This is a genomic window from Paenibacillus alvei DSM 29, assembly GCF_000293805.1.
Taxonomy (GTDB): Bacteria; Bacillota; Bacilli; order Paenibacillales; family Paenibacillaceae; genus Paenibacillus_B; species Paenibacillus_B alvei.
In genome coordinates, this window is record NZ_AMBZ01000001.1 from 826835 (window position 1) to 850164 (window position 23330).

Genomic DNA, 23330 nt, shown 5'->3' on the forward strand with positions numbered 1-23330 from the left:
TCGATACTTTCAGCCTGTTCTCATTATAATTGAGCCCGCATCATATTCCTAATGTGCTCCGCAAATTATCCCTAATAAAAAAGCCATCGGTATCCGACAGCTTTCCCATTCTTAATACGTAATCCATTATTCCGTTTTCTTCGTAACGATTTTCAAGGCACCGTATACAAACCATCCTGCAAACATCGCTGCCAAGCAGTATGCAGCAAGGAGAATCGTCGGCGGAGACCATACGGCGATAAACGACCATGGCATGCCCCCAAGGAATAACTTCGGAAGCGCAAGCACCAAGCAAATCCCCCCTGCACACACAAGCAGCAAGGCTACAAATCCAATTAATCGCATAACACCAAGCGAAACCAATACACGCTTCCGCTTCGCGATATTCCAGGCGAGCCTTCCACCTGCCAGCCATCCCAGCAGGGCAAGCCCTCCTGTAATCCCGACTGCGCTCACTGCTGCTTGATCCAGGGCCTGCATCCGATCATTCGGTACCGTATCGCTGAGGTTCTCTCCCTTCCACAGCGTCAGCACGCTTTGGCCAATAGCAGCCGTAGCATCGCTCATCCTATTGGCCATGACAGCAACCCCAAGCTGCCGATCCTGCTGTAAAATGATATAAGAGGAGAAGGTCGGGTTCGCACCTGCGTGCATAATAAGCTTCTGATCCTCTCCGATGCTCCACCCGCTTGCATAGTAGGTATCATCGATCGGATCCACGGATAGATCGGGCTTCTGCGATTCTTGCACTAATTCTTTGCTTACCTGCTCATTCAATCCATATCCGAGCTGTGCGTTCATCCATTTCGCAATATCAATGCTGTTGCTTACCAGATATCCGGCTGGGTTATTGCCGCGATAAATCGGCGGAAAATACGATCTCGGCTTCAGAAAGCCCACTCGGTATCCAGTCGCCATCTCGCTAGGCAGAACCGGCTGGATGCCGACAAACGAAGCAGTCATGCCAAGCGGCTCCAAAACATGCTGCTTTATATACGTTTCATAAGACTGCTTCGTTACCTGCTCGATAACTAGTCCCAGTACATCATAGTTAATCGTTGCATACTCATGTGAGCTGCCCGGCTTGCGATCCAATTCTTGTCCCAGCAGCATCCGAATCGTTTTTTCCAACGCACGATCCGTATCGTCTTCGGGAATTGAAGCTATCGTCCGGGCCGAAATGCCGCTTGTATGGTACAGCAGCTGGCCAATTGTAATTGCAGCCGGCTTTCCTTCATTGTTCATGGTGAACCATGGCAGGTACTTTCTGACGTCATCCGTCCGGTTAATCAATCCTGCCTTTTCAAGCTGTAAAATGGCTAGTCCCGTAAAAGCCTTAGTCGTAGACCCTAATTCGAACAACGTATGTTCTGTCACAGTTTTTTTGAATCCAGATCGGCATAGCCAAATCCTTTTTCAAACACCGTCTTTCCCTTCTCAACAATAACAACGGACATACCCGGAATTTGACTGCGCTCTCGTTGTTCTTCAATAAATTGCTCAATTTTTTTGGTGCTGGCTGTGTGTTCTGCCTCCGCTTGTTCCGCTGCAGCATAGGGCAGGGCACAGGTTGCCATTACAGATATGGCTATCATCATACAACCAACAATTGCGGCTATTTTCTTGCAAACGATACGTGAAATGTTCATAACTTTCTCCCCATTCTATGCCCAAAGGCACCTCGCAGTATGCTATTCATGTAGTCATGGCAAGTGATTAAAAAATATATCGTGTGCAAGACCAGGTAGATGCCGATAACGGCGAACGAATAGCTCCAGTTGGATAGCATCAGGAGATTGTCCAATGCCTTCATAGCAATCAAGGCATGAATGGTACCGATAATACAGGGAGCAAAGAAGAGAATACCGATTTGGGCCATAACAATGCCTCGAATTTCGCCTTCCGTCAAGCCGATCCGAGACAGTGCCTTGCAATGCGCCTGATCCTCTCGAAGCTCGGTAAATAGCTTGAAATAAATCACGCTGCCCGCTGCCATAAAAAATAACAAGCTAATGAATAGGCCAATGAACATCGTCAACCCCATCAGGCTCTGCGCATTCTCGTACTGCGTCCGATAGCCGTCGACCTGGACGGCCCGCTTCATCATGTAAATTGCACCCGACGCCGTCACCATGACCGCACTCAGCATTGACACGAGAAACAGCATCATTGCATTACTCTTCAGTCTGGATCTAAGCTGGCCAACGATAATCATCGTGGTTCGATGATAATAGAATCTTGGGCTTCGCTGAATGGAGTGCAGTACTAACAAGCTGAACTGGGTGAAGAATAAGTACGTACCAATCGTTACTGAAATCATAACCGGCAAGGCCAACAACGGGAAATTCCTTATATTTATGCTAAGTGCCAATCCATAAGCCGTTCCTAAGCAGATGACTGCCAGAGCTGCGAGTCCATGAGAAAAGGCAGCTTGTTCGGCCGGTTCTCTTGAAGCCCCAAGCATATCAACGATCTCGCCATGGCCTGTCTTGCAGGCAGCCCATGCAGATATGACCGCAAACAACAATGCAAAGCAGACAACGGTCAAGCCTAGCGCTTCCATTGGCACAGCAAATAGGATCGTCACCTCTCGATCTAGCAGCACTTCCATCGTCATGAAGAACAGCTTGCTAAATGCGATGCCGAGTCCAATACCAAATCCAATGGCCAACATGGCAATGCCTGCATGCTCGTATACAATCAATTTGCGCAGTTGCCCTCGTGTCATTCCAAATAAAGTGAGCAGGCCGAATTCCTGCCGTCGCGTCCTGATGAATGCCGTACTAGAATACAGTACGAACAGTACCGAGAATATGATGATGATCAATAGCGTTGCATTAAATTTCAGACCTAATTACAAATTCTAAATTGTACTAAAAATGTTAAATTATCGACGTCCATTCAAAGAAAAAATCTCCATAATTAGGGGAGCAGGTAGTCCTGTCCAAATCCCTAATCATAGGAGATCGTACATGGACAAGGATACACTACTTTCATCATTTGGTAAATGGGTCGCACCACTAAATGCACAAATCATTTCAGATTGGACGGATAAAACCGGCGAAGATAAGTACGTTAAAAAGCTGCATTCACTGGCCTATCTCTTGATCTTTATGGATGCACAGCTGCAGCAGCGAGACTGTTTACGAACTATCGTTACTGAATTGCAGTGTAACGAAGCGTTCCAGAAAGAACTTGGAATTACGTCCATAAGCACCTCACAGCTATCAAGGAAAAACAACAAGCTTTCCAGTGAGGTTTTGCAAAGCATATTTGCGGATCTGGTCTTGAAAATCAGCGAGCACAGCCGTCCTGCTTCAGGGCGAATCGGCACAGTAAAATTGCTAGATTCCACGACGATGAGCCTATGTTTAAGTAAATACAAATGGGCAACGTACCGAAAAACAAAATCCGGTGTCAAACTTCATTTGCGAGTAACCTTTTGCGATCCGGACACGGTTTATCCAGAAAAGGCAGTGCTTACACCTGCGAAGCCTGCGGATCGTACTCAAATGGATGCTCTTATTGATGAAACCGGAGCCACCTATGTGTTCGATCGCGGCTATGTCGATTACAAGAAGTATGATCATTACTGCAGGGAAGGCATTTTTTTCGTAACTCGTTTGAAGAACAACGCGGTCGTGGAGACGCTCTCCGAATTTCCAGTAGCCGAAAACTCCTTGATCCATCGGGATCAAATGGTTCGAATCGGTAAAGGAAAGAAACAGATGGAAGAGGCATTGCGACTTGTAGAAACGACCGATTTAAAGGGTAAGCTGATCCGCATCATTAGCAATCGCTTTGATTTAACAGCAGAAGAGATCAGTGAGCTGTATCGCAATCGTTGGAAGATAGAAACATTCTTCCGTTGGGTTAAACAGCATCTGAAGCTGACGCGTTTCTATGGAGAGCAAGAGAACGCGGTATGGAATCAGATCCTCATTTGTTTGATCGCATATAGCCTTCAGCTCTTGATGAAAATGGAGCTTGGTACAACGAAGAGCTTATTAGATCTACATCGACTACTTATCTCAATGCTGTATCAGCCCTGGGAAACGTTCAGAGAAGCTGTTTTTCGGAAGCCTGCTCGCACTTCCAAAGGTCGGCAGAAAGTCGTAAAGACCTAAGATTCAGGAAAATAGTTCCTTGAAATGATAGATATTACCAAATGGGCGCGGCTACTTGCTTTCATAGAACCCTTAACTTTTTGGCTTATATGAAAGCAAGAAAACTGTAAATTATTTTATCTGCAACAATATCTTTCCTTTAATATTTGCAGTGGGATTCTTTTATGCAACGCTATTGGATGATGATATACTGGCAAAACATCATGCCCTGCCTAACTTTGTCAGCGCCTAATATATGGCCGTTCAACACATCAGGATGGAATCGAAACGCGGCAAACATGTAAAAGACCATAACAGAAAATGCGCTGCTCAGGAAAAAAGCACAGCATGAGCGCCAATTCCCGCGAATGTTGCGCAAAGCAAGGGATCGAATCGTCATGACCGCTTTCCCTTGGAGGTTTCCCTATTCCCTCGCCGCTTGATCGTACTCATAACTCCTGGCCTCCCATGCACAATCTCTTGATGTATCACAACAACGCAAGTATATCCCTGCTAACCGTATGCATCCCATCGATTTAGGTGACATTGCGGCGCTCGGCAACCTTACAAGATTGTCACCTTGCGAGAATGAGTTGAACGGCAATCAGCGCCGCTCAAGTAAATGGATGCCCCTTGCTTGAAACGTCACCGTCATCGTTGTCCCTCCATGAAGCTCTGAAGATACCGACAATTTATGGCCTAACCGGCCGCAAACTTCCTTGGCTACATATAGTCCCATTCCCGTCGATTCCCCAAGCGCCCTTCCATTCTCCCCCGTGAAGAATGGATCGAATATGCGAGGAAGATCATGCGGCGGAATTCCGGTTCCCTCATCCGTTATACTTAGGCGGCACTCCCCTTTATCGTCATTCATGATGCGGAAGTGGAGCTGCTTCGCGCCCGGCTTGCTCTTACTGTATTTGATTGCATTGCTGACGAACTGACTCAGTACGACACGCATCCACTTTTCATCCGTTTCCACCCAAGCCTCACCCTCGATAAGCGGAAAGGTAGAATGGCGAATGCAGAGACGCTTATGTCCGTTCACCACCGAACGAACAAGATCATGCAGAGGTATTCTCCGTATATGGAGATCCATTTCGAACTTATCGAGTCGTGCTGTATACAACAGCAGCTCCAAGCTGCGGGACATGCGATCCGTTTCCTCCTGAATGCTTGCGGCAAGCTGCCTCTGCCCCCCCTTGGATATCGGAATCTGCTGCATCGCCTCCTGGCACAGCATGTCCGCCGCAGATATCGGAGTTTTCATCTGATGCACCCATTGAAGCACGAAATGATTATGCATCTCCTGCTGGCGGCGGTAGGCTCCAAGCTCATTCAAATAGATACGATGTTGGCGCTCCAGCACATCCGCAACGAGCATCTGCTCCCTTGTGATGGGGGATTGAACGAGTATGGCTGCATTCACGTCGCCGGAATCTGTGCATGCTTGCATCAGTTCCTTGTAATAGTTTTTCTGCCGAATGTAATCTACGACTAGCCATAGGACTACAAATAATAGTGAAAGCACGATGAAGTAGACGATCGTACCGTCATCCATCGCTTCCGGATAGCGCGCCTGCTTCAGCAGCATCAGGCTGGTTCCAAGTCCAATGATTAGAGCGCTTGCAAGCAGATAAAGCAGCCGGTCACGAACAAACACTATGGGGTATTTATTCATCAAGATTATGCTCCTCCTTCGATCCCTCGCTTTCCTCGCCGAGCACCAGCTTATATCCTATCCCTCTAACCGTGCGAATTGCATCCGGCAAACCAAGCTCTCCTAGCTTATTGCGCAGCCTCTTCACATTTACCGTCAATGTATTGTCGTCCACGAATTGAGTATCGTCCCAGAGCGCTTCAAGCAGCTGATCTCGGGTCACGGCAATACCACAATGTACGAGCAGGCATTCGGCCAATAGCTGCTCGTTCTTCGTCAGCCCGACTTTCCTCTGCTGCCATATAAGCTCGTTGCGGCTAAGACTTAATATTAGTCCTTCCGCGACTATGTCCGCCTCCGGCGGCGGGGGAAGCTCGGAGACGGAGGCATAATCCCCATATACTCTGCGCAGCACGCTGCGCACCTTGGCAACCAGCAAATCGAGCATGATTGGCTTTGTAATATAGTCATCGCCGCCATTCTCAATTGCCATTACTTGATCCATCTCCCCTTCTCTCGCCGAAATGAACATGATCGGCAGATTGGATCGGGCGCGTATCTGCCTGCACCAATAATAGCCGTCAAAATACGGCAAATTAATATCGAGCAGTACCAAATGAGGATCGAAAGCGGTCAGTTCGGACATCAAATCTCGAAAATGTGAAGCGCACAATGCTTCAAAATGATATTTTTCTAAATTTCTTTGTATGACGGAGGCGATCTTCTCATCGTCTTCTACTATCAAGATGCGGTACATATATGCAATCCCTCCCGTTAGTTATACAAGCCATCAAAATTTCCCTTTTGCCTAAATAGATAATAAAAATGATACCACCTCCGCCATTTTCCGTATAGAAATCGAAAAGGCTGCCGAACCAGTCGGCAGCTTCTGTAGCATGAAATTCCCCTATTAATTCTCAATCTCGCACTATAACACCATCGTAGACATCACAACTTTATGACCTGACCATCATCGGGAACGATAATTTGATCTGCAATCCCTTTCTCTTGAGCAAAGCTGCGCAGCTCCTGTCTCGACAGCAGACAGTGATTCACTGCCTCCATATGAGATGAAATAAGGATAGACTCTGGCGCTGCCTGATGCGTCCGATAAATATCCTCCTTCGTCATAAGGATTGGGTCGCCTATCAGGAACTGTGCTGCACCTCCGTTAACAACAATGACCTCAGGGCGATGCTGCTGGATCGCCGCGTCCACCTCATCGCACCATATCGTATCCCCCGCGACATACAAGGTCTCCTCTTCCGAATGCGACAGAACGAAGCCGGATACCGTACCCATCCGCTCTCCAATTTCTCCAGTGCCATGCCGGCCAACTGTACGCTGCAAACGAACTTCACCTATGGAGGTATGATCATTCATCGCCTCGACATGATAGAACCCTACATCACGAATCGCTTGAGCATCCTGCTCATTTTGAGCAATAATGTGAATTTCCTTCGGCAGCGTCGATTTGGCTGTATCATCAAAATGATCAAGATGAAGATGCGTTATAATGACGGCATCCGCCTGAATGATTTCTTCTATATTCATCGGCAGATCAACTAGCGGATTATTTAGTTCTCCATGTGGGGTATTCGGAAATGCAGGATAGGTCTCCTTAGGAGCTAAAAACGGATCAACCAGCAATCTTTGACCTCCGTATTCCACAATCAGCGTAGCGTTGCGAATTTGGGTAATTTTCATTTTTATATTCCTCCTATGGCAGCAATTCTCTTTTTCTCGTCCTGCGTATAGGATAATATGAAGGAAGAAAGTTAGACATATGCTGAATCAAGAGTTATCCCCCATTTACTTGATTTATGAAAGAGGTTGTTACGATGCTTGATTCTACTGACCAACACATTATCGAGGAATTGTCCCGCAACGCTCGAATATCCATGAAGGAGCTCGGTCAGAAAATTCATATGACAGGCCAAGCAACAGCGAATCGGGTGCAAAAGCTTGAGGACGAAGGCATTATTGAGCGGTATACGATTCAACTGAATCAAGCCAAGGCCGGTTATCCTGTACAAGCGTTTATCCAAATTTATACGAAACAGCCGGATCATCGGCCATTCCTGTCGTTTGCCGAGACACAGCAGACCTATGTTCTGCATAATTATAAAATTAGCGGCGAATGCTGCTATCTGATGGAGTGCCGCTTCCCCTCCAATGAGGAACTAGATGCGTTTCTCGTGGAATTGAATCAATATGCGAATTACAAGCTGTCCATCGTCATTAAGAAAAACCCTTAAGTAGAATCTCACCAAACTTCAACCCATCATTCAACGTCAAAAATAGCCAGACATTCTAACCTCCTTCCGCCAATGCTGATCGTAACATAAAGAATACAGCCGTCTTTAAGACGGCTGTATTCTTTGTCCCTTTGTCGGACATGACAATGATTATTTACGGCTTATCGGCACCATTAAATTCGGCACGAAAGATTTCATCATGGGGATTAGTCTTCGATCCTGCAAACTGAAGTATATTGACGTTAGCACTCATGACGTGCTTGCCGTCAAGCGTCCCCCCCGCTTTGTGAACCGAATCCAGGAATGCCACCGCTATGGCCCCACACCGACTCTCCATCCGCACGCTTCGTTATTTCGTAAATCCCCAATCCATACCGCCCTACAGGGGCCTCCACACCATCCAGCATTTGTGTCAGCGATTCATGTGACACTAGCTTTCCACCTAGCAGTGCACTGAAAAACGTATTCAAATCCTTGGCAGTCGAAATCATGTCGCCCGCTGCGTTCGCCCAGGATGGATTTAACTCCGTGATGTCAATATACTGCTTGTCTTCCAATCCCACGTATCCCCGCGCATGCGGATCCGCCAAAGAGGATTGCGTGCCTGCAACGAAGGTTTCTTTCAAGCCTAATTTGTGAATAATTCGTTCTTCGATATTGTCGCTGTACGTTTTACCTGTTACCTTCTGGATAATGGCCCCTGCCAATACATAACCCGTGTTGGAGTAGCTCCATCCCTTCCCGGGCTCGAACAGCGGCTTCTGCTTCAGGCCAAGCCGAATCAATTCATCTACTGAATACATACGATAAGGAGTCTCCACAATCCGCTTTGCGAAATCTTCCGTTGTATAACAGGCAATGCCGCTCGTATGATTCAGCAACTGCCGAATTGTGATGTTGTTCCCGTTGTATCCGTTGCCTTGAACCACGCCCGGAAGCCATTTTTCAACAGAATCATCCAGACTTAATTTCTTCTCCTCCGCCAATTGAAGCATTACAGTTGCGACGAACGTCTTCGTGATGCTGCCGATTCGATAATGGAATTCAGGCTCCATCTTGCGATCACTATAAATACTTGCCTGGCCCGCTCCATAGGACCACACCTTACCATCCTTTACAACCTGTGCAAGGACACCGGGAACCTTCTTACCCTCCACAAGCTCGTCCATCGCCTTTTTGACGCCCGAATGCTTCTCGTCTAACATATGCGCTTGGGTTTGTTGGGCTGCTTGATTACTTTCTCCTTGTGCTTGAGCTGCCGGGGCATTCAGCAGCATAGATCCTCCTATCAGTACAGCAAAACTCGCCAATAAGCATTTTCGAAATAACATAGAATCCGCTCCTATTCTTTTCTTCTAAATCACGGCATGTACCGTACACTCAGGTGAATTTAGCAAGCTGTATGTCCGCGACCTAACTCCAAACTATCTGAATAATGTCATATTTCGTAGTGATGGAACTTCGTTTCAATTGATGAACATTGCAATAAATACTCTACGGCTTGTCGATACCACTAAAGGCTGCACGGAAGATTTCAACATAAGGATTTGAAGTGGATATTCCAACCTCCAGCGTATTGATGTTAGCGCTCAGAACGAAATTTCCGCCAACTGTCCCCCCGCTTTGTGAATGGAATCCATGAATGCCACCGCTATGGCCCCACACCGATTCACCATCCGCGCGCTTCGTTAATTCGACAATCCCCAATCCGTACGGCCGCCCTAAAGGGGTCTCCACACCATCCAGCATTTGTGCCAGCGATTCCTGTGACAGCAGCTTTCCACCTAGCAGTGCACTAAAAATACATTCAAATCCTTGACAGTCGAAATCATGTCGCCCGCTGCATTGGCCCAGGATGGATTCATCTCCGTGATGTCAATATACTGCTTATCTTCCAATTCAACATATCCCCGTGCATGCGGATCCGGCAAAGAGGATTGCGCGCCTGCAACGGAGGTGCCTTTCAAGCCTAATTTGTGAATAATTCGTTCTTCGATATTGTTGCTGTACGTTTTACCTGTTACCTTCTGGATAATGGCCCCCGCCAATACATAACCCGTGTTGGAATAGCTCCATCCCTTGCCGGGCTCGAACAGCGGCTTCTGCTCCAGGCCAAGCCGAATCAATTCATCTGCTGAATACGTACGATAAGGATTCTCTACTACTGTCCGCTTTGCGAAATCTTCCGTTGTATAACTGGCAATGCCGCTCGTATGATTAAGCAGCTGCCGAATTGTGATGTTGTTCCCGTTGTATCCATTGCCTTGAACCACGCCCGGAAGCCATTTCTCCACAGAATCATCCAGACTTAATTTCTTCTCCTCCGCCAATTGAAGCATTACAGTTGCGACGAACGTCTTCGTGATGCTGCCGATTCGGAAATGGAACTCTGGATCCATCTTGCGATCACTATGAATACTTGCCTGTCCCGCTCCATAGGACCACACCTTGCCTTCCTTTACAACCTGTGCAAGAACACCGGGAACCTCCTTACGCTTCACGAGCTCGTCTATCGCTTTTTTGATGCCTGCATGCATTTCATTTAACACATGGGGTGCTTGGTTTTGTTGTATCGCTTGATTACTTGCACGAGCTGCCGGAGTATTCAGCAGCATGGCCCCTCCTAGCAGCATAGCAAAACTCGCCAACAAGCATTTTCGAAACAACATAGAAACCCTCCTAATTATTTTTTAATAATTACGGCTTGTCGATACCATGAAACGCTGCACGGAAGATTTCAGCGAATGGATCTGGAGTGGATATTCCAATCTTCAGCAAATTGGTGTTGGCGCTCATGACGAATTTTCCGCCAACTGTCCCCCCGCTTAGTGAACGGAATCCATGAATGCCACCGCTATGGCCCCACACTGACTCTCCATCCGCACGCTTCGTTATTTCGTAAATCCCCAATCCATACCGTCCAAAAAGGGGGTCTCTACACCATCCTGCATTTGTTTTAGCGATTCTTGTGACAGCAGCTTTCCACCTAGCAGTGCACTGAAAAATACATTTAAATCCTTGGCAGTCGAAATCATGTCGCCCGCTGCGCTCGTCAAGGAAGGATTCAGTTCCGTAATGTCAATGTACTGCTTGTCTTCCAATTCGACATATCCCCGTGCATGCGGATCCGGCAAAGAGGATTGCGCGCCTGCAACGGAGGTTCCCTTCAAGCCTAATTTGTTAATAATTCGTTCTTCGATATTGTCGCTGTACGTTTTACCTGTAACCTTTTGGATAATGGCCCCTGCCAATACATAGTTCGTATTGGTGTAGCTCCATTTCTTACCGGGCTCGAACTGCGGCTTCTGCTCCATGCCAAGCCGAATCAATTCATCTGCTGAATACGTACGATAAGGATTCTCCACCGCCCGATTTACGAAGTCTAGCGATGTATACTCTCCGATGCCGCTCGTATGATTCAGCAGCTGCCGAATCGTGATGTTGTTCCCGTTGTGTCCATTGCCTTGAACCACGCCTGGAAGCCATTTCTCCACAGAATCATCCAAACTTAATTTCTTCTCCTCCGCCAATTGAAGCATTACAGTTGCGACGAACGTCTTCGTGATGCTGCCGATTCGGAAATGGAACTCTGGATCCATCTTCCGATCACTATAAATACTTGCCTGGCCCGCTCCATAGGACCACACCTCTCCATTCTTTACAACCTGTGCAAGGACTCCGGGAACCTTCTTACCCCCCACAAGCTCGTCCATCGCTTTTTTGACGCCCGTATACTTCTCGTTTAACACATGGGGTGCTTGATTTTGTTGTGCCGCTTGATTACTTGCACGAGCTGCCGGAGTATTCAGCAGCATGGCCCCTCCAAGCAACATAGCAAAGCTCGCTAACAAGCATTTTCGAAATAACATAGAATCCGCTCCTATTCTTTTCTTCTAAATCACGGCATGTACCGTACACTCAGGTGAATTTAGCAAGCTGTATGTCCGCGACTTAACTCCAAACTATCTGAATAATGTCACATTTCGTAGTGATGAAATGTCATTATGATCCAATTTTTTAACAACAACACCTTAATGGGGGACGACACGGTCTCATATGACATAATGTCATGATGCACCAAGCGTCCTATTCGCTATTAAATCTAACCAAATGAATGACGTAGTTGCCTCTTGAACGTCGTCATAACTGTTATCAATACATTGCAGAATTTATCTGGATATGAAATGAGGTGCTGACATTGAATATAGCAATACCGTGGACGAAACAGCGGGCGTGGTACGATTGGGCGATTCTGGTCACTCGAATCTATTGGCTGTTCAGCGCGTCAGTCATCATACTAGCATTCCGTGAAGAATTCCCTCACGCGGTGTGGATGCTCTGTGCGCTAGCCTTGTTCGTCTATCCTCTTCCGCTGCTGCAACGCTTCGGAAGGCAATGGTATATGCTTGCAGAAATCGTGCTTTGTGGGGTTTCTAGCATTTGGATAAGTGCCTACTTGCCTTTAGCCTCTTGGCAGTTCCTTATGGCTGCCTTTGTATTCGGCTTCTTAAGCAGCCAAAATTGGCTGTGGTGGACCGCTCCCCTGGTCGTGATCTGTATTCCCTTCGGTATCGGCATGGTCACGAATTCAGCAATGGATGTGATTATGCTACAGTACTTGCCGAACAACGGGTTGGCATACTTTCTAGGCTTCGCTTTCCAATTATTGGCGCTCACTCATAAGCAAAGCCTAATCATTCAAGAGCAGAATCGCGTCCTCGAACATCATGTAACCCAAGTAGAGCAGCTTACTCTGATCGAGGAGCGGAGCAGACTGTCCCACGAACTCCATGATACAATCGGGCACACGTTAACATCCATCATTATGGGATTGGAATCGATACGTCCCGCTATTCCTGAACCACACAGCGATCAATATGGGGAAATTATAGTGCGGGCTCGCAAAGGGCTCGATGATATTCGCAAACATCTGCATGATCTGTCTCCGGATCAGATGGATGGAACCCTAAGCGAATCGATAAACCAGCTGTCGAACGACTTCTATACATCAACAGGCATCAAGGTAAAGCTCCGTATGTTGGGAACAGAGTCTCCTGTAACGAAGCACGTTAGTTACTGCCTATATCGGTGCTTGCAAGAAGCCTTGACGAATGCTGCACGTCACGGGCAGGCTACCTCCATTGATATTTCGCTATTTTACGATGAAGAATGGCTCCGTTTACATATTGAGGACAATGGGCAAGGGATGGAGCAGGTACAACACGGCTATGGACTGTCGGGAATGAAAGAGCGTTTGCTCGCACTAGGCGGCAATTTATCTATTCATTCACGTCCTCAGGAAGGCACGGTTGTCGTGTGTTCGGTACCGCTTAACATGCCAACCTCCAATGCCGCAATCCGAATCCTTGTCGTAGACGATCAGGAATTGATCTTGCATAGCTTGCAAGATTTATTGATCAAGCACCCTGAATTCGAGGTGGTTGGAACAGCCTCCAATGGCCGCGCTGCACTTGAACAATGCGAACGGCTCAACCCGGATCTCGTGCTTATGGATGTAAAAATGCCGGAAATAGACGGGATTAGCGCACTGCAAACGATGAAGCAGTCATGGCCAGACTTGAAAGTCGCGATCCTAACCACTTTTTCAGACGTCGAGCAAGCGATAACGGCCCTTAAGCGCGGAGCCAACGGCTATATGCTGAAGTCTGTCCATCCTAGAGAACTGACCGAGGCTATCAAATTAATAAATAATGGCGGGACATGGATTGCAGAGGGCATTGCGGAGCAAGTATTTGCAGGCATGAAGCAATTGAAGTCGAGCAAAATGGAAAATGGCGCAAGTCGTATTCAGGACGATCCATACGGACTTACACAGCGTGAACAGCAAATTTTGCAGCATCTATCGCTGGGCTTGCGTTACAAGTCTATAGCGGAGAGATTGTTTTTAAGCGAAGGCACGGTGCGGAATTATTGCTCGGTTCTCTATTCCAAGCTACAGGTTAGCAATCGGGAAGAGGCCGTACTGAAGGGGAAACTGGAGAATTTAAGTTAAGGCCTCTACTTAGAGGAACGAAGGAATAGAAGGGAGGGGAAAGTGCGCGATCCTTATCCCTTCCCATTTCTGCAAATCCATTAATGCTCTTGGCGCCATGGCCGTTCCGGAACGACTTTGAACACTGTTCGTCCTTGTTCCTCATAGCGTTGCACGGAAGTCTTGATCCGGTCGATTTTCGTAATGTCCGCTGTTCCTCTTTTATCTCTCGTTATCGTGAGAGACAGAATCATGCCTTGCAACGTCTTCGGCTCCTTCTTCAGCCGTGTTGTCAAAAAATTGCCTAAAGACGAAGCTGCCACACGCAGCCTTGTTTGTCCGTAAATGTCCTTCGTTCTGGCCGAAGTCACAGGATGGAGCACATGGGGATGCGCTCCCAGCACGATGTTCACTCCCTGACGAAATAGCAGAGACATCAGCCTGCGTTGGCTCGGTGTAGGAGAGGTGCGGTATTCCCGTCCAAAATGCAAACAAACGATCACGATATCCGCACTCTTTCTCAACTCGCGCACATCTGCAAACAGCTTCTTCCGATTCAGGCGACTGACCTGCCATGGATTCGGCACGGGAATGGAATTGGTTCCTTGCGTATACGCGGCAATTCCAAGTTTAATCCCTTTTACGGTTAGTATCAGCCTGTTATTCGCTTCCCCGCGCGTGCGAAAAGTACCGGTATGTTGCAGCCCATGCCTATCTAATACGTCGAGTGTCCGTACAAGCCCCTTAATTCCGCCATCCATACAGTGATTGTTCGCTGTCGTGAGCAGGTCGAAGCCCGAATGCTGCAGTGCAGGCGCCAACTCATCCGGGCAGCTGAATATAGGATATCTCGTTTTCGGATGCCTTTTCTCTATCCACCGATTGCTGTCTGGCCGCTTTAAAATACCCTCATCATGCCAGTTGGTTCCTAAAAATGTCGTTTCCAAATTGCCGATTGTAAGATCATGCTCCTGAAAATAGGGCGCAACCTGTTCGAAAATAGGCTCGAACCGATAGCCATCATCTTCCTTCACAGAGCCAATAATCTCACTTTTCATCAAAAGATCCCCTACAGCCGCAATTCGAATCATTTCCAAAGCATTCATCCTCCTTGCCCATAGTGTATTCCGCATTCGAACAATGTGTAAAAAAAGCAGAGACTTGAAAAGCAAGTTCTTTACCACACGAATAGGATAAGGTAAACATATGGCAAGGAGACGATTTCATGAAAAGCCGAAGAAAGAGAAAGAGTGCATCTGTCACTCATTCTGTCGTAAAACCTAAGGGCCCTAAATTGGAGCATCATACGGAATTAATGAAGGACAATGAACTGCGCGGACATTTGCCGGAGACGATGAAGCTGGATAAGGAATCGTTGTTTTTTATGCTGTCGTTATATCCATCTGTCTATGTGAAACCCAATCAAGGCGCCTTTGGCGAAGGAGTCATGAAGGTAACTAAGTCCAGTGATTCATCTGAAACGGAGCAGTTCCATGTTCATCGCGGAACGAAGCAGCATACCTTTCACTCGAAAGAACGATTGTATTCCTTCATTCTCTCCAAGAAAACAAGCAAAAAGTATATCGTGCAGCAGGGCATTGACTTATTGCACTGGGAGGATCGCCCCTTCGATCTGCGAATTATGGTGAAGAAGCAAGAAGACGAAAGCTGGAAAAATGAAGGCATCTTAGGACGTGTAGCCCAATCGAACAAAATCGTTACGAACATCCGCAGCGGTGGAAGTCCTGTATCGATTGAGAAGCTGCTGTCCTCTCATACGAACTGGGTAAGTCTGCGTAATGTGAAAGAGCAAATAGATCGTATCGGGGTTCGTGCAAGCGAAAAAATCGAAAGCAAATATCCGGGAGTGAAGCTTCTAGGCATTGATATCGGACTTGATCAGCGACTGAAGCCTTGGATTATCGAGGTCAATATGAAGCCAGAAAAAATATGTTGGGACTGTATTGAGAAACTGTACCAAGAAAATGAATCTGTATCATAGGCCCCAAAAAGAAATGAGCCGACATTACGTCGGCTCGCTCTTGCTCTATATGATTTTACCAGCCAAAATCCAGTGTATTCCCTGTTTCGGCCAGTGTCTTAATATTGCTCAGAATCATCCACCAATGCTCCTTCGTACTCGCATAGGAAGGATGCCCTTCTGTCCAATTGTCATTGACCAGCGTCAATTTCGTACAGCCCCCTACCTCATCAATGGAAAAGGTAATTCTAGTCTCCAACTCCGCATGATTCTCTCGATAAGATGGACCCGGATGCTCTGTATAGCTCAACACTTTGTTTGGTTCATAAGCTAATATGTGGCCATATACATGTACCGTCTCATCCCCATCATTGCCGGGGCCGACATACTGATACCTCCACTTGTTATATCCCCCTTTTGAAATGATACTCGTCATGCACATTCGGTAAGTTCCTCCTACCGCTACTATGATTATAGGTATTGCCCTAATACTTGTATTGTAAAAACGCGACATTTCAGTTACGTGCGATGTTTATTTGACTGAACAGCAGCGACGTGAACTAGCTGAATTAAGTTAATCATAAAAAATCCCCTTTGGAGGTATCTTAAGGGGATTTTTTCTTTATTAGGCAGTAAAGTGCAAACGAAATTTTCATAAGAAGCACAGAGCACACAAACATTACAAATATTAAAACGAATCCGTTGTTTAGATATCCTCTTGTTATTCCAAATGAGAGAAAAAATATAATGAGGGCAAGATTGATGACAAGATTTACAATATTATGTGATCGTTTTCTTTGCGATACTACTTGTAAGTAGTTTTTGAAAAAAATTCCCCATATTCTCCTCCCATTAATTTCAAGTTTATTACCACATATACTCCGCCAAGCCACTACGTATTCATTCGCTAATCCTTTCATCTATTATGCTTTACGATTTTCAAAGATATTTTCATGTAATGTAGATAGGCTACTCGTCTATCTACACTTCCGACTTTAATCAAATGCTTTCGTAGGAATCAATTTACCGCTTATATAAGGAACTATTCGTTCTGTGTTCTATTTTTTCCTCCCAGTACCTTACAAAGTCCTGAAGTTTAAGAGCCGAGGCTCCTAGAAATCCTCCCATATAAGGCAACCAGGGTAGGCTATGGTTTTGAGAAGGTCAAGACAAAATGCAGCAACGATTGAAAGATGAAAGTACCAAAGGGATAAGAGAAGACAGCTAAGACATTTCGAATGATCAATACAAGTGCGCATAGATGGCTACAGGTATATCTATGACAGCAATAATAAGTATGTAACAACCTTTATTCGTAGTATGCACGATGACGAATCTACGGATAAGCAACAGGAAAACATTTACTAGATTCGCAGGCAGTGCTAGAATTCTTTTTAAGAACGAAAAAGACGCCATGACTTTGCCCGGTCAGCGGTTTTTATTCACATAGATATATGATACGTATATCCTTTTTAGTTGTATTCTATTTTAGAAAATGAAAATGGTTAGGCCTGCCTTCCCCTCCTGCTGGAGGGATTTTTTATGAGTATAGCAAAGGCACTAGAGTATATTGAGACTTTCACCATCAATCTGTCGATGGCTATATCATGTTAGTCAAAAAAGGAAGCGCGGTTCCATCTGTTTCACTTAATGACTCCACCCATCTTGATCACAGGAGTGATTCCCATCGTACATATGCAACCCGCTCCCTCTAAGCCCAGCATGGGCATTCTGAATATGAAGCAGGGTGAACAGAAATTCACGCTTGCGCGCCATAGTCCTTCTGGGGATTTATGTGATGTCATGAAACACTTCTGGGTGATTCATTGGGATTTGACCGGACAGCCCCCCTTCGAACAGGAAATCGTCCCAAATCCATGCGTTAATATTGTCATCGAACCCAATCAAACGGCCATTTACGGTGTTGCACCGAACCGCTATTCCCAACGCCTTGAGGGGAAAGGGAAGGTGCTCGGTATCAAGTTCAAGCCAGGAGGATTTTATCCCTTCGTCAAACAGCCCATCATGCAAATTACAGGACGCTCCATGCGATTTGAAGAAGTCTTCCAAGTCGACATAAGGCAGTTTGAACAAGTGGTGTTGTCAGAAGAAGAGGATGAGGGCATGATCGCGGTGGCCGAAACTTTCTTCAAGGCACATCTCCCCGCAAGAGATGGCAATGTAGCTTATCTCAATCGGATTATTGGCCGCATTCAAGAAGATCGCTCAATTACGAAGGTCGATCAAATATGTGAACAATTCGAGGTAAATAAGCGCAAGCTGCAAAGGCTGTTCCAGCAGTATGTTGGTGCAACACCCAAATGGGTCATTCGACTTTATCGCTTGCAAAATGCCGCAGAATTGATTGACAATGGAATTTATGAGGATATACTCGGTCTCTCCGCAGACCTTGGCTATTACGATCAATCCCATTTCATTAAGGATTTCAAAGCTATTATTGGAGCTACACCTGAGGAATATATGAAGGGAATTCTGCGATAGACATATGGAAGGCCGGATATCCTTATCTACTAAGGAGCCCGGCCTTTGTCATGCAATCCTATTCCTTCGCCTTATCCTCTGACTGCGGCGTATCACAATCATTCATAATCAAGTGAATTGGGCAATGGTCACTGCCTAAAATATTCGAGTCAATACGAGCATCCACCAAAAAATCGCGCAAACGTGAAGATACGAGGAAGTAGTCAATGCGCCAGCCGATATTCCGCTCGCGTACCTTCGGCATATATGACCACCAGGTGTACGCATCCGTTTGGTCCGGATAGAAATGACGGAATGTATCCGTGAAGCCCGCGTCCTGCAAAATCGTCATCTTCTCCCGCTCCTCGGTGGTGAACCCGGAATTGCCATGGTTCGACTTCGAATTTTTCAAGTCGATCACTTGATGGGCAACGTTCAAGTCTCCGCACACGATAACTGGCTTGCAGGCATCCAGCTTCTGCAAATAGAAGCGGAATCGCTCTTCCCACTCCAGTCGTTCTTCCAGACGGGATAGATCACGCTTCGAGTTCGGTGTGTACACATTGACTAAGAAGAAAGATTCGAATTCAAGTGTAAGGATTCGGCCTTCCGGCTCCTCATTCTCCTCAATTCCATAGCGTACGGATAGGGGCTTCTTTTTCGTAAATACGGCTGTGCCTGAATACCCCTTCTTGAGCGCATAATTCCAATACTGCTCATATTCCTCGCCGAGATCAAGGTCAATCTGTCCTTCCTGCAGCTTCGTCTCTTGAACACAGAAGATATCCGCATCCATCTCTCGGAAATAGTCCAAAAATCCTTTATTCACACAAGCCCGCAAGCCATTCACATTCCAGGATATAAGCTTCATTGTTCTATATCTCCTTGCCATAACTAGTAATCGTTAATACTCTCTTAAATAGTGTAACATAAGAAAGTACGGCTAGTAGAATGATCTGACAAGGAGATGGTTGGATCCCGCTTCGTCCCTCATGCAAACTAGTAAAACTTAATCTCTTCTTCTGCAGTAAGATGCAGCAGATATGATAACAGCTATGACAGCTCTTCTCGCGTGTCTCCCCGTTCCCTGAATTAACAGTGTTTGTTCCAACCCGAAGGAGTTATCGAAATAATCCTCAATCGAGCGTTTATTCCACCCGGTTACGACAATAATGCTTTCAATGCCGGATTGTACGGCTTCTTTCACAATATATTGAATAGCAGGCTTATCCACAATCGGCAGTATTTCTTTCGGCTGAGCCTTCGTGGCTGGAAGGAACCTGGTTCCCATGCCGGCTGCGGGGATTACAACCTTCCTGATTGCCATTATCCTCCTTCCTTGTCTCTTGATAATGTGCAAATACCCAAAATCGACTGCCGCTATAATTCACGAACATCCCTCCTGTCGTAGCCACCAGCTTGTTGATCCATAGCGGAAGCCCGCTCCAGTCAATCAGCATCAGCAACAGACCGGAGGAAAGCAGCATCGAGATTCCGTTCAATAGCGCAAATTTCATGATTTCGTGTGTCCTGATTTTATCCGACACTTGAAACGTCCATTTCCGATTGAGGAGAAAGCTATTGATCATTCCGGCACCGGAGGAGGCAACTTGCGCCATTACATACGATGCTTCCCCCGCGATAAGCAGATAGAACACGGAAAAATCTACAATCGTGTTGGCAAATCCAACTTGGCAGTAGCGCATAAATTGAATCGCCGCTTGCTTATCGACCCTCATGGCATTCTCTCCTCTCCTGATATGACTTCTATTCATTGTCTTGTGTTTCCTGAATTTCATAGAGGAATTGGAATCTCTCTCTCATTTCTCTTGATTGATCCGATCCATTCTGCTACAGGCTGTTACTCCATTCTGTATTCGTTATCTCTTTCCCGTTCTCTCGAATCCACTCTATAACCCCGTTACTTCTGCCGTCTGGGCCGCCAAAGCCTCTGCCCGAAGGAATCAAGAAATATTTCACTTCTTTATCAGTAATTAACTTCTTCAGCTTCTCTATAGTAAGAATCGGATCTGAGCCTGAAAAAATCATTTTCTTTTTATAGAACCCATGGACGTGATTCCCCTTCTAAAAGATTGCCGAAGATGCCCCGCGTTTCCCGAAGACATCTGATAGCAACCATCATACCCGGGCTAGCTGAGCACAGGCTTAAGCGGAACTGAACGAAATATGAGGGCTAGCTGAATATATGCTGAAAATGAGAAATCCGATCTGTTTAACAACGAAACTCTGATTTTCTCAACATTTCCTATCACTCTAAGCCTACTTAATAGCCTTTCTAAAATATGATTTAGGACTAAATACCCATGTTTTCAAATAAAGTGTGCGCTACAATATTCACTATCACCTATTGGAATGATATGGAATCAAATACTGAATTAAGGAGGTTAGTAGAATAAGAGATTCCGGAGGTTCACAAAAACATCATCAATCATTTAAAGGGAGGCTACAGCTTGAATCTACATACGATACGTAAAAAATTAGCGGGAATCCTTAGCATCGCTTTAGTAGCCGCCATGCTATTCCCCACCTCATCACACATTTATGCACAAGATGTTCAATCGCAAGAACAAGTCACACCAAAGATCGAATCGAGTTTGTCGTCACAGCTCCAACTCTCTGATCAATTCCAAAACTCTTTAGCTCCTACTCAAACAGGGAATCTCGTCCCTCAATCCGACAACAACAATCCAATAACGGTGATCGTCGAATTAAAGTCAGACCCCGTAGCTCTGCACTCCGCTCAGCAAGGTCAAAGCCTGGCACCATCAGCCAGTAATCAGGAACGGAAAATTCGCTTAGAGCATACTGCCTTCAAATCACAAGCCAAAAAAATTAAATGTTGTATTCAATCGCGAGTACACGAAAGTGTTCAACGGATATTCCGTACGCATTCCAGCAAATGAAGTGGATCAACTTGCGAAGCTTCCTAATGTAAAAGCTGTTTATCCGAACCTGGAGTACAACACATTGCCTGTCGACAACGGGTATGTATACAAACCTCTAATGGATGAGAGTGCTCCACACATCGGTGCAAACCAATTATGGGATATTGGTGTCAAAGGGAACGGCATTAAGGTTGGGGTACTAGATACAGGGGTCGATTATCGCCATCCAAGCTTAAAAGATGCATTTAAAGGCGGATGGGACTTCGTCGATAATGACAATGATCCAATGGAAACTCTCCCTGATTCGACGAAGCCGAAAAGACCAGACGGCAAGGAATATCATACAACTCACGGTACACATGTATCCGGTACAATTGTCGGCCGGGGTGATCCGAACAATCCGAACGGTAAAAACGGCTGGGTCAGAGGGGTAGCTCCAGGTGCTGATTTATATGTATACCGGGTGCTCGGCCCATACGGAGGTGGATCGACTGAGAATATTATTGCAGCTATCGACCGAGCGGTAACAGACAAGATGGACGTCATCAACCTCTCGCTCGGAGGAACATTCAATAACGCGTATACAGCTGATTCGGTGGCCGTTAACAATGCGGTACTGGCAGGCGTGACCGTTGTATTAGCGGCAGGCAACGATGGCCCAATGCCTGGAACGATTGGCACTCCAGGTGGCGCTCATCTTCCTATATCCGTAGGTGCTTCCACGCCTCCGATGATTACGTCTTTTTTCAAGGCCAACGGTATTCAACCATTATTGTATGCTCAACTGGCTGAATACGCTCCGGAAATCTCTGAAAAAGGCAAAGAATTCGATGTGGTATACGCCAACTTCGGCACATCTGAGGATTACAAAAACATTAACGTTTCCGGCAAACTGGTGCTCGTTTCGCGCGGCAACCTCAGCTTTCATGACAAAGCAAAAAATGCAACCGAAGCTGGTGCGGCAGCAGTTATCATCTTCAACAATGAGTCGAGTGAACTGAGGGCTAAACTTGAGGAAGCCGGCACCTACGCGCCTACCTATACAATTTCCCGGTCCGCTGGACAAGCCCTCAAAAAGAACTTGGAGCAGGGAATTACCAAAATCACCTTTGATACGATACTAGAAAAGGATCTATTAGCGGATTTCAGTTCCCGCGGGCCAATCTATCCAGACTATACCGTTAAACCAGACATCACTGCCCCAGGCGTCGCAATACGCTCCTCTGTTCCAGCATGGGATGGGAACTATACGAATGCTTATCAAGATTCACAAGGCACCAGCATGGCTGCCCCTCATATCGCAGGCGCGGCTGCCTTGCTGCTGGAGAAATACAACCACAAGATTGCAAGGGATGAGCTGAAGGCGCTCCTTATGAATAATGCCTTGCCGATAGAAGATCGCAATCATACCTCTTATACTATAACCGAGCAAGGAGCTGGTCGAGCAGACCTCAATAAGTCTATTGAGGCCACAGCCATTGCGCTCGTTCAGGCTACTACAAATGCAACAAAGGATCGACAAACTATCTCCTATGAAACCGGGAGCGTATCTTTTGGACTGGTTCCATCAGGCACTTATACTCGAGACATTACCGTGAAGGATATCGCCAATAAGAATCAAACCTATACGATAAGCAGTATATGGAACGGAACAAGCAACGGCATTGATCTGCAATTCAGCTCTAGTTCAGTAACCGTGCCTGCAAATGGGAAAGAGAGCTTTACTGTTCAGGTGGTAATCCCGCCAGATGCTGCTAAAGGCAACTATGAAGGAACCATTACTCTAACCGAGCAAACTACGAATCATCAACTGCATTTGCCTGTAAGTTTGTACGTTGGAGGTCAGTATGAAATTGCTTCAATTACGAATCTAACAGTCAAACCAAAAACTTATCACCGGGCGGAAATGCTGAGGAAACCGCAGCGGCTTTAGCTTCGTTTGATTT

At 46.3% G+C, this 23330-nt stretch carries 21 protein-coding genes and 2 pseudogenes; 7 read left to right on the forward strand and 16 right to left on the reverse strand.

What is annotated here, in order from left to right; all coding sequences use genetic code 11:
- Positions 1-126: 126 nt before the first annotated feature.
- Positions 127-1649 (reverse strand): annotated as a pseudogene (locus tag PAV_RS03775) (serine hydrolase domain-containing protein).
- Positions 1646-2827 carry an FtsX-like permease family protein gene (locus tag PAV_RS03780; protein ID WP_005543649.1) on the reverse strand — a complete coding sequence of 394 codons (1182 nt, stop codon included), beginning with the start codon at positions 2825-2827 and terminating at the stop codon, positions 1646-1648. The pseudogene PAV_RS03775 and the gene PAV_RS03780 overlap by 4 nt, the downstream one beginning before the upstream one ends.
- Positions 2828-2972: 145 nt before the next feature.
- On the opposite strand from PAV_RS03780, the gene PAV_RS03785 reads away from it, so the two are divergent.
- The gene (locus tag PAV_RS03785) at positions 2973-4127 is read left to right on the forward strand and encodes an IS4 family transposase (RefSeq protein WP_005543483.1); all 1155 of its coding nucleotides are present in this window, start codon (positions 2973-2975) and stop codon (positions 4125-4127) included.
- A 583-nt stretch (positions 4128-4710) separates the two neighbouring features.
- On the opposite strand, the gene PAV_RS03790 is transcribed toward PAV_RS03785, so the two are convergent.
- The 3 genes from PAV_RS03790 to PAV_RS03800 form a co-directional block, all read right to left on the reverse strand.
- Positions 4711-5787, reverse strand: coding sequence for a sensor histidine kinase (locus tag PAV_RS03790; RefSeq protein ID WP_005543650.1), 1077 nt, complete (start codon positions 5785-5787; stop codon positions 4711-4713).
- Positions 5780-6523 carry a response regulator transcription factor gene (locus tag PAV_RS03795; protein WP_005543651.1) on the reverse strand — a complete coding sequence of 248 codons (744 nt, stop codon included), beginning with the start codon at positions 6521-6523 and terminating at the stop codon, positions 5780-5782. The genes PAV_RS03790 and PAV_RS03795 overlap by 8 nt, the downstream gene beginning before the upstream one ends.
- A gap of 191 nt (positions 6524-6714) precedes the next feature.
- Positions 6715-7473 carry an MBL fold metallo-hydrolase gene (locus PAV_RS03800; protein ID WP_005543652.1) on the reverse strand — a complete coding sequence of 253 codons (759 nt, stop codon included), beginning with the start codon at positions 7471-7473 and terminating at the stop codon, positions 6715-6717.
- Positions 7474-7607: 134 nt separating this feature from the next.
- Here PAV_RS03800 and PAV_RS03805 point away from each other — a divergent pair, with 134 nt between their 5' ends.
- Positions 7608-8024 (forward strand): Lrp/AsnC family transcriptional regulator, encoded by a 417-nt coding sequence (locus PAV_RS03805; RefSeq protein ID WP_005543654.1) that lies wholly within the window; start codon positions 7608-7610, stop codon positions 8022-8024.
- A gap of 266 nt (positions 8025-8290) precedes the next feature.
- On the opposite strand, the gene PAV_RS03810 is transcribed toward PAV_RS03805, so the two are convergent.
- From PAV_RS03810 to PAV_RS03820, 5 genes are all read right to left on the reverse strand, one after another.
- Positions 8291-9355, reverse strand: coding sequence for a serine hydrolase domain-containing protein (locus PAV_RS03810; protein ID WP_005543656.1), 1065 nt, complete (start codon positions 9353-9355; stop codon positions 8291-8293).
- Between the two features lie 163 nt (positions 9356-9518).
- The gene (locus PAV_RS35830) at positions 9519-9731 is read right to left on the reverse strand and encodes a hypothetical protein (RefSeq protein WP_238555734.1); all 213 of its coding nucleotides are present in this window, start codon (positions 9729-9731) and stop codon (positions 9519-9521) included.
- Positions 9732-9808: 77 nt separating this feature from the next.
- The gene (locus PAV_RS03815; RefSeq protein ID WP_005543660.1) at positions 9809-10693 is read right to left on the reverse strand and encodes a serine hydrolase domain-containing protein; all 885 of its coding nucleotides are present in this window, start codon (positions 10691-10693) and stop codon (positions 9809-9811) included.
- 28 nt (positions 10694-10721) lie between these two features.
- Positions 10722-10934 carry a hypothetical protein gene (locus PAV_RS37130; RefSeq protein WP_081505664.1) on the reverse strand — a complete coding sequence of 71 codons (213 nt, stop codon included), beginning with the start codon at positions 10932-10934 and terminating at the stop codon, positions 10722-10724.
- Positions 10916-11893 carry a serine hydrolase domain-containing protein gene (locus PAV_RS03820; RefSeq protein ID WP_005543666.1) on the reverse strand — a complete coding sequence of 326 codons (978 nt, stop codon included), beginning with the start codon at positions 11891-11893 and terminating at the stop codon, positions 10916-10918. Before PAV_RS03820 ends, PAV_RS37130 begins: the two co-directional genes overlap by 19 nt.
- Positions 11894-12213: 320 nt before the next feature.
- On the opposite strand from PAV_RS03820, the gene PAV_RS03825 reads away from it, so the two are divergent.
- The gene (locus PAV_RS03825) at positions 12214-14037 is read left to right on the forward strand and encodes a response regulator (protein WP_372515314.1); all 1824 of its coding nucleotides are present in this window, start codon (positions 12214-12216) and stop codon (positions 14035-14037) included.
- Positions 14038-14117: 80 nt separating this feature from the next.
- Here PAV_RS03825 and PAV_RS03830 read toward each other — a convergent pair whose 3' ends face one another.
- On the reverse strand, positions 14118-15107 hold the full coding sequence (locus tag PAV_RS03830; protein WP_238555764.1) for a CapA family protein: 990 nt from the start codon (positions 15105-15107) through the stop codon (positions 14118-14120).
- Positions 15108-15241: 134 nt separating this feature from the next.
- Here PAV_RS03830 and PAV_RS03835 point away from each other — a divergent pair, with 134 nt between their 5' ends.
- A complete protein-coding gene (locus PAV_RS03835) occupies positions 15242-16018 on the forward strand; it encodes a YheC/YheD family protein (protein WP_005543672.1) in 777 nt (258 codons plus the stop codon).
- Positions 16019-16073: 55 nt separating this feature from the next.
- Here PAV_RS03835 and PAV_RS03840 read toward each other — a convergent pair whose 3' ends face one another.
- Positions 16074-16439, reverse strand: coding sequence for an SRPBCC domain-containing protein (locus PAV_RS03840; protein ID WP_005543675.1), 366 nt, complete (start codon positions 16437-16439; stop codon positions 16074-16076).
- 1295 nt (positions 16440-17734) lie between these two features.
- Here PAV_RS03840 and PAV_RS03845 point away from each other — a divergent pair.
- Positions 17735-18499, forward strand: coding sequence for a DUF6597 domain-containing transcriptional factor (locus PAV_RS03845; RefSeq protein ID WP_238555735.1), 765 nt, complete (start codon positions 17735-17737; stop codon positions 18497-18499).
- Positions 18500-18557: 58 nt separating this feature from the next.
- Here the strand turns inward: PAV_RS03845 and PAV_RS03850 are convergent, their stop codons facing one another.
- The 4 genes and pseudogenes from PAV_RS03850 to PAV_RS03865 form a co-directional block, all read right to left on the reverse strand.
- Positions 18558-19349, reverse strand: a complete 792-nt coding sequence (locus PAV_RS03850; protein WP_005543679.1) for an exodeoxyribonuclease III — start codon at positions 19347-19349, stop codon at positions 18558-18560.
- Between the two features lie 213 nt (positions 19350-19562).
- Positions 19563-19805: pseudogene (locus PAV_RS03855) on the reverse strand (sugar phosphate nucleotidyltransferase); the annotation flags it as partial.
- On the reverse strand, positions 19705-20217 hold the full coding sequence (locus PAV_RS03860) for a GtrA family protein (protein WP_005543681.1): 513 nt from the start codon (positions 20215-20217) through the stop codon (positions 19705-19707). The pseudogene PAV_RS03855 and the gene PAV_RS03860, both read right to left, overlap by 101 nt.
- Before the next feature lie 112 nt (positions 20218-20329).
- Positions 20330-20527 (reverse strand): mannosyltransferase YkcB-related protein, encoded by a 198-nt coding sequence (locus PAV_RS03865; RefSeq protein ID WP_040734936.1) that lies wholly within the window; start codon positions 20525-20527, stop codon positions 20330-20332.
- Between the two features lie 422 nt (positions 20528-20949).
- On the opposite strand from PAV_RS03865, the gene PAV_RS03870 reads away from it, so the two are divergent.
- Positions 20950-21402: a hypothetical protein gene (locus PAV_RS03870; RefSeq protein ID WP_005543682.1), complete on the forward strand. Its 453-nt coding sequence runs from the start codon at positions 20950-20952 to the stop codon at positions 21400-21402.
- Positions 21365-23317, forward strand: a complete 1953-nt coding sequence (locus PAV_RS36795) for a S8 family serine peptidase (RefSeq protein WP_005543683.1) — start codon at positions 21365-21367, stop codon at positions 23315-23317. The genes PAV_RS03870 and PAV_RS36795 overlap by 38 nt, the downstream gene beginning before the upstream one ends.
- Positions 23318-23330 lie beyond the last annotated feature (13 nt).

Excerpts from the sequence above, each read along its gene's own strand:
- PAV_RS03800 (WP_005543652.1), bottom strand. The coding sequence starts at position 7,473 with ATGAAAATTACCCAAATTCGCAACGCTACGCTGATTGTGGAATACGGA.
- PAV_RS03840 (WP_005543675.1), bottom strand. The coding sequence starts at position 16,439 with ATGTGCATGACGAGTATCATTTCAAAAGGGGGATATAACAAGTGGAGG.
- PAV_RS03810 (WP_005543656.1), bottom strand. The coding sequence starts at position 9,355 with ATGTTATTTCGAAAATGCTTATTGGCGAGTTTTGCTGTACTGATAGGA.
- PAV_RS03795 (WP_005543651.1), bottom strand. The coding sequence starts at position 6,523 with ATGTACCGCATCTTGATAGTAGAAGACGATGAGAAGATCGCCTCCGTC.
- PAV_RS03860 (WP_005543681.1), bottom strand. The coding sequence starts at position 20,217 with ATGAGGGTCGATAAGCAAGCGGCGATTCAATTTATGCGCTACTGCCAA.
- PAV_RS03820 (WP_005543666.1), bottom strand. The coding sequence starts at position 11,893 with ATGTTATTTCGAAAATGCTTGTTAGCGAGCTTTGCTATGTTGCTTGGA.
- PAV_RS03835 (WP_005543672.1), top strand. The coding sequence starts at position 15,242 with ATGAAAAGCCGAAGAAAGAGAAAGAGTGCATCTGTCACTCATTCTGTC.
- PAV_RS03845 (WP_238555735.1), top strand. The coding sequence starts at position 17,735 with ATGAAGCAGGGTGAACAGAAATTCACGCTTGCGCGCCATAGTCCTTCT.
- PAV_RS03815 (WP_005543660.1), bottom strand. The coding sequence starts at position 10,693 with ATGTTGTTTCGAAAATGCTTGTTGGCGAGTTTTGCTATGCTGCTAGGA.
- PAV_RS03790 (WP_005543650.1), bottom strand. The coding sequence starts at position 5,787 with ATGAATAAATACCCCATAGTGTTTGTTCGTGACCGGCTGCTTTATCTG.
- PAV_RS03830 (WP_238555764.1), bottom strand. The coding sequence starts at position 15,107 with ATGATTCGAATTGCGGCTGTAGGGGATCTTTTGATGAAAAGTGAGATT.
- PAV_RS03865 (WP_040734936.1), bottom strand. The coding sequence starts at position 20,527 with ATGATTTTTTCAGGCTCAGATCCGATTCTTACTATAGAGAAGCTGAAG.
- PAV_RS03785 (WP_005543483.1), top strand. The coding sequence starts at position 2,973 with ATGGACAAGGATACACTACTTTCATCATTTGGTAAATGGGTCGCACCA.
- PAV_RS03850 (WP_005543679.1), bottom strand. The coding sequence starts at position 19,349 with ATGAAGCTTATATCCTGGAATGTGAATGGCTTGCGGGCTTGTGTGAAT.
- PAV_RS03805 (WP_005543654.1), top strand. The coding sequence starts at position 7,608 with ATGCTTGATTCTACTGACCAACACATTATCGAGGAATTGTCCCGCAAC.